We start from the raw sequence: 12,773 nt of genomic DNA, 5'->3' as shown, positions 1-12,773 counted from the left end.
ATAATACAAATTAATACAGACAATTCTATCTATTTATTTTCTTCCAATTCCTATTTATTCCCAATTAATCAAGTATATTTGTATCCGAAACAAAACAAAGAGAATCTTAATGGAGGATAACAAGCACGAACGCATTGATTTTGTGGATTTGACGAAAGGAATTTGTATCATTCTAGTAGTTATGTCACATATTGGGGGAGCTTTCGACCAACTCGACTATAATTCCATGTTATCATGTTTCCGTATGCCTCTTTACTTTTTTATTTCAGGAATATTTTTTAAGTCCTACGAAGGATTGTTTGGCTTTGTTATTAGAAAGATAAATAAACTGATTATTCCTTTTCTCTTTTTCTATATAAGTTCGTTTTTACTAAAATATATTGTATGGAAAATAGCTCCCGGAGTTTTCCATCTTCCAGTGTCGTGGAAGGAATTACTGATTGTTTTTGAAGGACATGCTCTCATCAGGTTCAATCCCCCACTCTGGTTTTTGATAGCTTTGTTCAATTGTAATATACTATTTTATTTTGTACACTTTCTACGCGACAAACATTTACCTGCAATGTTTATAGTGACTCTGTTGATAGGAAGTGCCGGATTCTACCTGGGAAAACAGCAAATCGTACTTCCTGCATATTTAGATGTTGCCATGACAGCACTCCCCTTCTATGTTGCAGGATTCTGGATTCGCCGATACAACTTTTTTCTTTTTCCCCACCATCGTTTCGATAAGATTATCCCTGCCTTTATATCTTCAGCGTTAGTTGTGATGTATTTTACTGCTACTCCATTAGGAATGCGCACAAACAATTACCCAGGAAATATTTTCCAAGTGTACATTGCCGCATTTGCCGGAATATTCATAATTATGCTATTATGTAAAAAAATAAAAAAGCTGGCTATTGTTTCATACTTAGGACGATATTCAATTATTACCCTCAGTATCCATGCTCCTATCTTGCACTTTGTCAGTCCTTTATCGGACCATTATATTCATAATAGTTGGTTACAAGCCATCGTGTTATTATTATTGACACTGACTATCTGCCTTTTGCTGACACCTCTTTTTTTAAAAGTAATTCCGCAATTGGTAGCACAAAAAGATTTGCTAAAAATCGACTTCCGTAAAAGGAACTCCCTGTAATTTTGCAGCTCTTTTAGCAAAACCACTCTTGTACATTTTCCCAGTAACTAATAAATAGATCTTTCGGGAATGTGACAGTACAAAGAAATCAAGAAATGTTTTCATGTGTACGTTAATATCCTGTTCCGAACGATGGTCCATATGTCCCACTTTACCGGGCAGTACATATACAAAATCCAATTTCGAAATTTGTTTCAGGAAATATTCACTATCGGCAGTTATCAAAACTTTATTCGCTTCGGGATGTGCTTCATGCAAAGATTGTATCTTTACTATGCATTTATCAAGTAGTTCCTTCTGTTCTTCCGGCGAATAAACTGTACTTCCATCAGGAAAGTCACCAAACAAATTCTGGAAACGGAAACTTAGAGAAATATAATTGTCCCCCAATTCTGACAAATTCTCATCAATCCACGCTTGTAAAGCAGGTGTCGGTTTAAACAACTGATTGAACAAAGGTCCGAATTCATCATCAGCAAAATACATATTAGTATACACATGAATTTGCTTATAATTTTTACTCAGCATTTTTTCCGTCATTTTACGCTGGAAGGTCCTATCAGCTTCCGGATAATGACTGGAATCAATATATACAGGGAGTGAGAAGGACGAATTATAAGAAATCTCATCATTACGGATCCGCCAATCATATTGATTGGGAACAAGCAAATCTTCTAATTCAAAAGGACATGTGAAATGAATACGAAACTCTAAATTATGCTCCTGACAATATTTAAAGGTTGAGATCATACCACGAAGACGGTCTGCCAATCCACCATGTTTTTTTCGCCCGTCCGCCATAAAAACAATTATTTTCTTCTCATTCTTTCCAACGGGCTCTTGTTCGTTGTAGTAAGGAGATAAATGCCTTCTCACCTTCCGATTCAATCGATATTCACGGTATAACAGATTATTCAAATCCGATTTTATAAAGTCTTTTAGTCCCATATAATTATTTTTAGCGAACAAAAATAGTGAAAATGTTCTATCAAAAGAAATAAAGCTATACCTTTACTTCCACAGAAATAAAAAGATATGAGAATAAATAGCAGTTACATCTTCTTAGAAAACATCCGTTGCTATGCTTATCACGGTGTAGCACCACAGGAGAATCTTATCGGTAATGAATATATCATCAATATAAAACTAAAAGTAGATATTAGCCTTGCCACTGCAACGGACGAGGTAATGGACACCGTCAATTATGCCGAAATATATGAAGTCATTAAGAATGAAATGTCCATTCCGGCCAAACTTTTAGAACATGTGTGCAGACGAATAGTATCTAGACTTTTTATTGCATTTCCTCCCGTTGAAGAGATCGAAATCAGTCTTTCCAAAAGAAATCCGCCCATGGGAGCTGATATAGATGTAGCAGGTATCACATTACATTGTAGTAGGTAACTTTCTTCCAATTCGTACAATACTTTTTTAGTTTCATTGGGTGAAACCTTTAGTTTCATGCTGTGAAACCAAAAGTTTCATGCCTTGAAACCAAAAGTTTCAGCCTATTGAAACTAAAGGTTTCAAGGCTATAGAAACTATAATACCAAACTAGCTAAGAAATAAATTACAATAAAAACAAAGAAATAATGAGAGGGCAAAAGAGACTTCCAGATACTCATTACTATAAAAAAGAGATTTATTACCCCAAAAGAAGAATATCAGGAAAGAGGGAGAAAAAAAGAAAATGGTTGTTTTTACATTGATAATCAAATAAATATACCAATATTATAGAATCAAAAGTGACAATAGATTTTACTTTAAAACCTATTGTCACTCTATTACAACCATGCTATTATCACCTTTTCTCCTCTGATTATTAGCCTATTAACTTCAAAAAGAGACAAGTTACAATAAAACATGTCTTTTATAACCCTGAGAAGCAGAATTTGATTCTCTTCCCTGCGTGATCAACTCTTTTTGAGTAACATCAAATAATTCCTTTTTCCGAGAGATAACGTTCAGCCTCAATTGCAGCCTTACAACCACTTCCTGCGGCTGTAATAGCCTGACGATAATGCGGATCGGCCACATCTCCGGCAGCAAATACTCCCGGAACTTTCGTGCGAGGACTATTACCTTCAGTAATAATATATCCTACTTCATCCGTATCTATGTAATCCTTAAATATATCTGAGTTCGGTTTATGACCGATAGCCAAGAAGAAACCATCAATAGGCAAACTATAATGTTCTTCATCAGGTTCTCCCCAACGTTTTACCAGATTCACACCTTCCACCCCGTTATCACCAAACAATCCCACAGCGTTGTGTTCGTAAAGCACTTCAATTTTCTCATGCTTCATCACACGTTCCTGCATAATCTTTGATGCACGCAAATAAGGCTTACGAACAATCAAGTATACTTTTGATGCCAGACCAGCTAAATAAATAGCTTCTTCACAGGCAGTATCACCACCACCAACTACAGCTACAACTTTCTTACGATAGAAAAAGCCGTCGCAAGTAGCACAAGCACTTACACCCATACCAGCATATTTCTTTTCGTCATCCAGCCCCAGATACTTAGCCGTAGCTCCGGTAGAAATAATCAAACTTTCCGTTTCAATTACTTTTTCTCCGTCAATCGTGATTTTATATGGGGCTTTACTTAAATCGGCTGCTGTAGCTATTCCAAAGCGGACATCTGTTCCAAAGCGGGAAGCTTGGTTACGTAAATCCTCCATCAACTGCGGACCACTGATTCCTTCGGGATATCCCGGGAAGTTTTCTACGTCCGTCGTTGTAGTCAGCTGACCGCCGGGTTGCAATCCTTCATAAAGTACAGGGCACAAATTGGCGCGACCTGCATAAATAGCTGCCGTATATCCGGCAGGTCCTGACCCGATAATCAGGCATTTTACTTTTTCTGTTTCCATCTTCTGATCTCTTTTATCTTAAATCTATAATTTCTACATTCGGATATTGTTTTCGGTCGAAAACAAATTCAGTATCAGGATAGTTCAATCCTGTTTTATAGCCGGTAATCGTGATTTCACTTCGATTTTTTACACCACGCTGTTGAAGCATTATAAAAACGGGCTGATACGTATCCGGAGTAACATAAAGAGTGATAGACTCCCAGTCCTGTTTCTTGCTAGTTGCCGTCAGAATCACTTCCGTTATCGATTTTCCACCGAAGCTCTTAACAGAACCCAGCTTATATGAAAAACCCTTCTGATACATATACAATAAGGTATATGGGTTGATAGATTGCAATTCTTCTTGAGTAGGAGTAGTGATGTTCACTTCTTCACTATTTTCCAGATAACTCCACTGTGTTTTCCCATCAAACCATGTAGCTGCTTCAGGAGTTTGCAGTTGAAACCTCTCTCCTTTCAAACGAATCACACCACTGGAAGTTCCTGCAAACTGCCCATTATTATAATATTTCACACTAAACTCTGCCTGTATTCCTCCCGCTTTCCGGAAAGCTTCGGCAGCCTTGTCTAAAACAGTTTTAGCCTGTGATTGCTGAGCAACCACAGGCCATGACAGTAAAGCTATTAAAACACTAAAAATGTATTTCATCATTTACTTATATAACGCTCTTTTATTGCAAATTGTTCAAACGCATTTCAAGATCATTCTCATCCATACAAAGTACGTCACGCGCTTTGCTACCTTGGGTAGGTCCTACGATTCCAGCCTTTTCAAGCTGATCCATGATACGTCCGGCACGATTGTAACCGATTGCAAATTTACGTTGAATCAACGAAGTAGATCCCTGCTGGTGAATCACAACCAAGCGGGCAGCATCTTCAAACAACGGATCAAGACGTCCCATGTCTATTTCACCCACATCATTACCACTATCTTCACTGACAAATTCGGGCAAGAAGAACGGAGTAGGATAACCTTGCTGACGGGCAATAAACTTCGTAATTTCTTCTACTTCCGGCGTATCGATAAAAGCACATTGCACACGTACCGGATCAGCACCCTGCAAGAAAAGCATATCCCCTTTACCTATCAGTCGGTTGGCCCCCGGACGGTCAAGAATAGTACGAGAGTCCATCATAGCAGAAACGCGGAATGCAATACGAGCCGGGAAGTTGGCTTTAATCGTACCGGTAATAATATTCGTAGTCGGCCTCTGTGTAGCAATAATCATATGAATACCAACTGCACGTGCCAACTGGGCAATACGGGCGATAGGAAGTTCAACCTCCTTACCAGCAGTCATAATCAAATCTCCAAACTCATCGATCACCACCACTATATAAGGCATAAACTTATGCCCTTTTTCAGGGTTCAGACGACGATTGATAAATTTATCATTATATTCTTTCACGTTACGCACATGAGCCATTTTCAACAGGTCGTAACGCGTATCCATTTCCACACAAACCGAATTCAATGTCTGAACTACTTTTGTCACATCGGTAATAATCGGTTCCCCTCCGTCAGGAAGCTTCGCCAGGAAGTGGTTTTCAATAACCGAATAGATACTGAACTCAACTTTTTTGGGATCGACCAATACAAACTTCAATTCAGCCGGATGTTTCTTATATAATAAAGAGGTAATGATAGCATTCAATCCAACAGACTTACCCTGACCGGTCGCACCTGCCACCAGCACGTGTGGCATCTTGCAAAGGTCGAACATAAATACTTCGTTGGTAATGGTTTTACCCAGTACAATCGGCAAGTCAAATTTAGATTCCTGGAATTTCTTACTCCCGATCACGCTCTGACCGGATACCATCTTCGGATTCTTATTCGGGACTTCAATACCGATTGTACCTTTGCCTGGTATCGGAGCAATGATACGAATACCGTCAGCAGACAAACTCAATGCAATATCATCTTCCAAACCGCGGATTTTAGAGATTCGTACTCCTTGTTCAGGAGTAATCTCATACAGAGTAACCGTAGGCCCCACCGTTGCTTTAATCGTACTAATCTCAATACCAAAACTACGTAATGTATTGATGATACGGTCCTTATTTGCATTTTGCTCATCCATATCAATAGTAGGATCATCATTCTCAAAATGCTTCATCAGGTCGATAGTCGGGAATCGGTAATTCTCCAAATCTTTAGTCGGGTTATAAGGTTCTACTTCAGGACCCTGGTATTCTTCTTCTTCAGGAGCCGGTTCTACATCAAATCCCGGTTCAAATCCATTGCCGGAGTCTTCTGTTGATACAACTGTTGCATTGGGAGCCGCCGGTTCAAAAACCATTGTTACTTCATCTTCATTCGCTTCTTTAGAAGCAGTCTCCGATTCTGAATGGTATAAGAATGAATCATCCTGCGGTTCTTCAACTGGCACATCTTTTATCGGTGCAGGAGGATTTTGTTTATAAGTTCTCTTCAGGTTAAATTCCACTTCTTGTGGCTGAGAGGTAGTAAACTCTTGTGTTTCTCCCGTCGGTGGCACCTGACCTTCTTCTTTTTGCTTCCGTTTCAAGAAATTCAACGCAAATAATTTGCGCAGCCAAATAACAGTTCGTGCACTCATATATATAAAGAAACAAATCGCTGTGACCAACAAAAGCATCCATACACCAGGCACACCTATTTGAGATATCAGCCAACGACTCACATTATAACCATGCATACCTCCCCAGTAGAGGAAAGAATCCTGATAATGATCCATAAAAGCAAATCCGAAAAAGACAGAGAACCAAACCAGTAAGAGAGTACAGCCAATAAACCACTTCCATAAACGAACAATGCGTACTTGCATCAACTTCAATCCTGCCACTGCCAAAAAGACAAGGATAAAGAAAGAAGAGACTCCGAAACAGTCATTAATTAAATAGCTTGCCAACTGCGCTCCACGCGAACCGGCATAGTTCTTCACATGATTATCTACTGCTGCCAAATCGGCGGGATTACCACTATCAATGATACTCTGGTCAGCCGCTCCCGTAGCAAAGAAGGAGGAAAATGCCAACAATAAATAAACAGAAAAGATAACTAACATCAATCCAATCACAAAATGGATCGTCTCATTCTTAAAATACGCAGCAATCTTACCAGGGGAAGATGGAGTCTTATCTGCCTCCTTATCTAATTTCTTTTTTGCCATGAACATTATATCTTTTAATAAATTAGAATCTGAATCTAAGCTGCAAAAATAATAAAAAAATAACGAGCACTGCGCTCATTCAATCCTTTTTCTTACCTTTGCGTTTCAAATCAAGCTGATTATGGAAAAAGAGAGCCAAACGATATTCGAAAAGAATGTAATTGAATTTGTAACGGTGGCCGCCGAGTTCTGTGGATTTCTCGAACGCGCCGAGAGTATGAAACGTAGTACTTTCGTTGATACGTCACTCAAAATATTGCCTCTACTCTATCTGAAAGCTTCTATGCTTCCCAAATGTGAAACTATTGGAGACGAGGCTCCTGAAACGTATGTCACTGAAGAAATTTATGAAATTCTGCGTATAAACCTAGCAGGTTTAATGGGAGAAAAAGATGATTATCTGGATGTATTCGTACAGGACATGGCTTATAGCGATCAGCCCATCAAGAAATCTATTTCGGAAGATTTGGCTGATATCTACCAGGACATTAAAGATTTTATTTTCGTCTTCCAACTCGGATTGAATGAAACGATGAACGATTCATTGACCATCTGCCAGGAAAACTTCGGAATGCTCTGGGGACAGAAACTAGTGAATACACTACGTGCACTTCACGATGTGAAATACAACCAGAATGACGAAGAAGATGAGAATAACGAAGAAGAATATAACGAACCAGACAATGACAATTATTGTTGTGGAGAAGATGATTTCCATTGCCACGACCATGATGAATGCCATTGCGATGATCATGATTGTCACTGCCACGAAGACGGCTGCCATTGTCATGATGACGAATAAACAAAATGATATTAAAAAGAACTATAAATAAAGACGAAATAAAAGATCTCCCGAAAACTGTTTTTCCGGGACGGATTCATGTTATCCAATCGGAAATGGAAACAATCAAGGCGGTTGAATATCTCCAATCGCAACCCATATTGGGTATTGACAGCGAAACACGTCCGTCTTTTACCAAAGGCCAATCTCACAAGGTAGCTCTCCTTCAGATTTCTTCAGATGAATGCTGTTTTCTGTTCCGCCTCAACATGATGGGACTTATACAGCCACTCATTGATCTATTAGAAAATCCGAATATTATCAAAGTGGGACTTTCGTTGAAAGATGATTTCATGATGTTGCATAAGCGGGCCCCTTTTAATCAAAAGAATTGTGTCGAGTTACAGGATTATGTACGCCAATTCGGAATACTAGACAAGAGTTTGCAGAAAATATATGGCATCTTGTTTAAAGAAAAGATCTCCAAATCACAACGATTATCCAATTGGGAAGCTGACGTATTAAGTGACGGACAAAAACAATACGCCGCCACTGACGCTTGGGCATGTCTTAACATTTACAATCTCTTGCAAGAACTTAAACGTACAGGGGATTATGAAGTTGAGAATCTTCCTTCACCTGAGAAAGAAGCAATTACCAATTCTCCGGCAACAACTAACAAATAATTGACAAATAGTATTTCATTTCTATTCTATCTAAAATAAACGACCATGCATAAAGTATATCTCAAACCCGGTAAAGAAGAATCTCTTAAAAGATTTCATCCCTGGATTTTCTCCGGAGCTATTTCCCATATCGACGGAGAACCCGAAGAAGGTGAAGTAGTAGAAGTATATACCTCGAAAAAAGAGTTTATAGCCGAAGGTCATTTCCAGATTGGAAGTATAGCTGTACGAGTGCTTTCCTTCCAACAAGAGCCTATTAATCCGGATTTCTGGAAACGTAAACTAGCTATCGCCTATGATATGCGCCGCAGCATTGGTATCTCTGTCAATCCGACGAACAACACTTATCGTCTGGTACATGGAGAAGGTGACAATTTACCCGGATTAGTCATTGACATTTATGCAAAAACCGCTGTCATGCAAGCACACTCTGCCGGAATGCACATAGACCGTATGGTAATTGCGGAAGCATTGTCCGAAGTAATGGGAGATAAAATTGAAAACATCTATTATAAATCAGAAACAACCCTTCCTTTCAAAGCCGATCTCTTCCCTGAAAACGGTTTTCTGAAAGGAGGAAGTAGTGATAACGTAGCTCAGGAATACGGTCTGAAATTTCATGTAGATTGGTTGAAAGGACAGAAAACCGGTTTTTTTGTAGACCAGAGAGAAAATCGTTCATTATTGGAACGTTATGCTAAAGACCGTTCCGTACTGAACATGTTCTGCTACACCGGTGGCTTTTCGTTCTACGCTATGCGTGGAGGAGCTAAACTCGTTCATTCTGTAGATAGTTCCGCCAAAGCAATTGACTTGACGAATAAAAATGTAGAATTGAATTTCCCCGGTGATCCACGTCACGAGGCTTTTGCCGAAGATGCCTTCAAATATCTCGATCGCATGGGAGATCAATACGATTTGATCATTCTTGATCCGCCGGCTTTTGCCAAGCACAAGGATGCACTGAGAAATGCACTGCAAGGCTACCGGAAGTTGAATGCAAAAGCTTTCGAAAAAATAAAACCGGGAGGTATCCTGTTTACATTCTCTTGTTCGCAAGTAGTTACCAAAGATAATTTCCGTACAGCAGTATTCACAGCAGCAGCTATGTCTGGTCGTAGCGTTCGTATTCTTCACCAGCTGACTCAACCTGCCGATCATCCGGTTAATATTTATCATCCGGAAGGTGAATACCTAAAGGGATTGGTACTGTACGTTGAGTAATCCTTGATACTTTTGGACTCTATAACAGAATAAAAACGCCATCAAAGTTAATTAGAGTTAACAAATAGAATATTCCCATCAAAACATTATGTTATATAACATAAAACACAGTATATTTGCACTGTGTTTTTCATGGTATTAGATTTAAGGTTAATAAAGATTGGCTGTCTGGGATAGATAGCCTTCTTTTTTTATATACCTTTCTTTACGATTCCACTTCTTTTTATCCCATTATATTACCTTTTTATCGATTTACTTAACCATTCAATCAACGAAAATATTATATTTGCATCTATTATTCAATAAAAGAGAAACACAAATTAGAAAAGTTATGAGTGTAAAAGTTCGTTTGATCATTATGAATTTCCTGCAATTCTTTGTATGGGGTTCATGGTTAATTTCATTAGGTGGGTATATGGGTAGAGAACTTCATTTCGAAGGAGGACAAATCGGAGCCATTTTCGCCACTATGGGAATTGCTTCCCTGATCATGCCTGGCCTTATCGGTATTATTGCCGATAAATGGTTCAATGCCGAACGCTTATACGGACTTTGCCACATAGCAGGTGCTGCATGTCTTTTTTATGCTTCTACAGTTACCGGATACGACCAAATGTATTGGGCTATGCTACTCAATCTACTGGTATATATGCCTACTCTATCACTCGCTAATACAGTTTCGTACAATGCATTGGAACAATATAAATGCGATCTGATCAAAGATTTTCCCCCAATCCGCGTGTGGGGAACTATCGGTTTTATCTGCGCCATGTGGGCGGTAGACCTTACCGGTTTTAAAAATTCAAGTGCCCAACTTTATGTAGGTGGTGCATCTGCTTTATTGTTGGGACTGTATTCTTTCACTCTCCCAGCCTGCCCTCCTGCCAAGACTGAGAAAAAATCACTTCTTTCCTCTTTTGGGCTGGATGCACTGGTATTATTTAAAAGAAAGAAAATGGCCATTTTCTTCTTATTCTCCATGCTTTTGGGAGCGGCACTACAGATTACAAATACATATGGGGACCTCTTCCTCGGCAGTTTTGCCAACATTCCGGAATTTGCAGATTCTTTTGGTGTGAAACATTCGGTGATCCTGTTATCTATATCACAGATGTCTGAGACATTATTCATCCTTGCCATACCTTTCTTTCTGAAACATTTCGGAATCAAGCAGGTAATGCTTATCAGTATGTTTGCGTGGGTATTCCGTTTTGGATTGTTCGGTTTCGGAGATCCGGGAAGTGGTTTATGGATGCTTATTCTTTCTATGATCGTTTATGGCATGGCTTTTGACTTTTTCAACATTTCAGGTTCGTTGTTTGTTGAACAAGAGACAAATTCTTCCATTCGTGCCAGTGCACAAGGGTTATTCTTCATGATGACCAACGGATTAGGTGCGATTATAGGAGGATATGCCAGTGGTGCTGTAGTAGACGCTTTCTCTGTATATGCTAATGGTCAGTTAGTTAGCCGCGAATGGGTTGATATATGGCTTATTTTTGCAGCTTATGCCTTAGTTATAGGCATTTTATTTGCGTTAGTATTCAAATACAAGCACCAACGAGGAAAGCTAGAAAATTAAGTAAAAGAACAATGGATAAAAAGATAGAATTACAAGTTATAAATATCACAAATAGCCAGGCACAAGTAGGTGCTTTTGCCATGTTGCTAGGTGAAGTAAACGGCGAACGACAGTTGCCCATCATCATCGGTCCCGCGGAAGCCCAAGCTACGGCTTTGTATCTGAAAGGTATCAAAACCCCTCGCCCTCTAACTCATGACTTGTTTATGACGAGTCTTACTGTAATGGGTGCAAGTCTTCTCCGAGTATTAATCTACAAAGCAAAAGAAGGCATCTTTTATTCTTATATTTACCTTAAAAAAGACGACGAAATTACACGTATTGATGCACGTACTTCAGATGCTATTGCTTTAGCTGTGCGTGCAGACTGTCCGATTCTTATATATAACTCGATCCTTGAACAGGAATGTCTCCATATGTCGGATGAAAAGAGAACCTGTAGTGAAGATTCCGATAATGACGAAGAGGAGCAGGAAAACCCAGCACCTTCCAATGTCACTTCCATATCACTTGAAGAAGAATTAGAAAAAGCAATCAAGGCCGAAAATTATGAACTGGCAGCTAAGATACGGGATCAGATCAATGTAAGAAATCAAAATCAATAAATTATTATGCACGTATTTTATACTCCTAATATACAGACCAGTAATGAACTTCCAGAGGAGGAAGCTCAACACTGTACACGTGTTTTGCGCCTGAATACCGGAGATGAGATAACTCTGACAGACGGAAAAGGATTTTTCTATAAAGCAGAAATCACGGCAGCAACGAACAAACGTTGTTTCGTTACCATAAAAGAAACTATTTTTCAGGAACCACTTTGGCCCTGCCATTTACATATTGCTATGGCACCCACCAAAAATATGGATCGTAACGAATGGTTTGTAGAAAAAGCGACAGAAATAGGATTTGATGAACTGACTTTTCTTAATTGCCGGTTTTCGGAACGGAAAGTGATTAAGACAGAGCGCATTGAAAAGATTCTGGTTTCCGCCATCAAGCAATCTCTTAAAGCTCGTCTGCCCAAACTCAATGAAATGATCGACTTTGATAAGTTTATTGCTCAGGAGTTTCAAGGACAAAAGTTTATTGCCCATTGTTATGAAGGAGAAAAACCGTTTTTGAAAAATAAATTGAATCCCGGAGAGGATGCTCTTGTTCTGATTGGTCCGGAGGGAGACTTTAGTGAAGAAGAAGTCCGGAAAGCTATTAATCATGGCTTTACCCCAATCAGTCTCGGGAAATCACGACTTCGAACAGAAACAGCCGCACTGGTAGCTTGCCACACACTGAATCTGATGAATCAATAATTGC

12 protein-coding genes are annotated in these 12,773 nt (G+C 39.2%); 8 read left to right on the top strand and 4 right to left on the bottom strand.

What is annotated here, in order from left to right:
* Positions 1 to 109 precede the first annotated feature (109 nt).
* The gene (locus tag EJF25_RS06055) at positions 110 to 1,144 is read left to right on the top strand and encodes an acyltransferase family protein (protein ID WP_125040493.1); all 1,035 of its coding nucleotides are present in this window, start codon (positions 110 to 112) and stop codon (positions 1,142 to 1,144) included.
* Here the strand turns inward: EJF25_RS06055 and EJF25_RS06050 are convergent.
* Positions 1,109 to 2,092, bottom strand: coding sequence for an O-fucosyltransferase family protein (locus tag EJF25_RS06050; protein WP_125040492.1), 984 nt, complete (start codon positions 2,090 to 2,092; stop codon positions 1,109 to 1,111). The genes EJF25_RS06055 and EJF25_RS06050 overlap by 36 nt on opposite strands.
* A gap of 87 nt (positions 2,093 to 2,179) precedes the next feature.
* Here EJF25_RS06050 and folB point away from each other — a divergent pair, with 87 nt between their 5' ends.
* Complete coding sequence (gene folB, locus EJF25_RS06045; protein WP_125040491.1) at positions 2,180 to 2,548, top strand: dihydroneopterin aldolase; 369 nt, start codon at positions 2,180 to 2,182, stop codon at positions 2,546 to 2,548.
* Positions 2,549 to 3,077: 529 nt separating this feature from the next.
* On the opposite strand, the gene trxB is transcribed toward folB, so the two are convergent.
* From trxB to EJF25_RS06030, 3 genes are read right to left on the bottom strand one after another with little or no spacing between them, the layout of a single operon-like run.
* Entirely contained in the window at positions 3,078 to 4,025 is a 948-nt protein-coding gene (gene trxB / locus EJF25_RS06040; protein ID WP_125040490.1) for a thioredoxin-disulfide reductase, read from the bottom strand.
* Positions 4,026 to 4,038: 13 nt separating this feature from the next.
* Positions 4,039 to 4,680: an outer membrane lipoprotein periplasmic chaperone LolA1 gene (lolA1, locus tag EJF25_RS06035; protein ID WP_125040489.1), complete on the bottom strand. Its 642-nt coding sequence runs from the start codon at positions 4,678 to 4,680 to the stop codon at positions 4,039 to 4,041.
* A gap of 19 nt (positions 4,681 to 4,699) precedes the next feature.
* Positions 4,700 to 7,186, bottom strand: a complete 2,487-nt coding sequence (locus EJF25_RS06030; RefSeq protein ID WP_125040488.1) for an FtsK/SpoIIIE family DNA translocase — start codon at positions 7,184 to 7,186, stop codon at positions 4,700 to 4,702.
* 121 nt (positions 7,187 to 7,307) lie between these two features.
* Here EJF25_RS06030 and EJF25_RS06025 point away from each other — a divergent pair, with 121 nt between their 5' ends.
* The 6 genes from EJF25_RS06025 (at position 7,308) to EJF25_RS06000 (ending at position 12,769) form a co-directional block, all read left to right on the top strand.
* Positions 7,308 to 7,988 carry a DUF5063 domain-containing protein gene (locus EJF25_RS06025; RefSeq protein ID WP_125040487.1) on the top strand — a complete coding sequence of 227 codons (681 nt, stop codon included), beginning with the start codon at positions 7,308 to 7,310 and terminating at the stop codon, positions 7,986 to 7,988.
* Positions 7,989 to 7,993: 5 nt separating this feature from the next.
* Positions 7,994 to 8,653, top strand: coding sequence for a 3'-5' exonuclease (locus EJF25_RS06020; RefSeq protein WP_125040486.1), 660 nt, complete (start codon positions 7,994 to 7,996; stop codon positions 8,651 to 8,653).
* A gap of 45 nt (positions 8,654 to 8,698) precedes the next feature.
* Entirely contained in the window at positions 8,699 to 9,877 is a 1,179-nt protein-coding gene (locus tag EJF25_RS06015; protein WP_125040485.1) for a class I SAM-dependent rRNA methyltransferase, read from the top strand.
* Between the two features lie 331 nt (positions 9,878 to 10,208).
* Positions 10,209 to 11,459 carry a nucleoside permease gene (locus EJF25_RS06010; RefSeq protein ID WP_125040484.1) on the top strand — a complete coding sequence of 417 codons (1,251 nt, stop codon included), beginning with the start codon at positions 10,209 to 10,211 and terminating at the stop codon, positions 11,457 to 11,459.
* A gap of 11 nt (positions 11,460 to 11,470) precedes the next feature.
* A complete protein-coding gene (locus EJF25_RS06005) occupies positions 11,471 to 12,064 on the top strand; it encodes a bifunctional nuclease family protein (protein WP_125040483.1) in 594 nt (197 codons plus the stop codon).
* A gap of 6 nt (positions 12,065 to 12,070) precedes the next feature.
* Positions 12,071 to 12,769: a 16S rRNA (uracil(1498)-N(3))-methyltransferase gene (locus EJF25_RS06000; protein ID WP_125040482.1), complete on the top strand. Its 699-nt coding sequence runs from the start codon at positions 12,071 to 12,073 to the stop codon at positions 12,767 to 12,769.
* Positions 12,770 to 12,773 lie beyond the last annotated feature (4 nt).

Origin of the sequence: Bacteroides faecalis (assembly GCF_003865075.1) — a bacterium.
GTDB lineage: Bacteria > Bacteroidota > Bacteroidia > Bacteroidales > Bacteroidaceae > Bacteroides > Bacteroides faecalis.
This window is presented reverse-complemented; position numbering and strand designations above follow the sequence as displayed.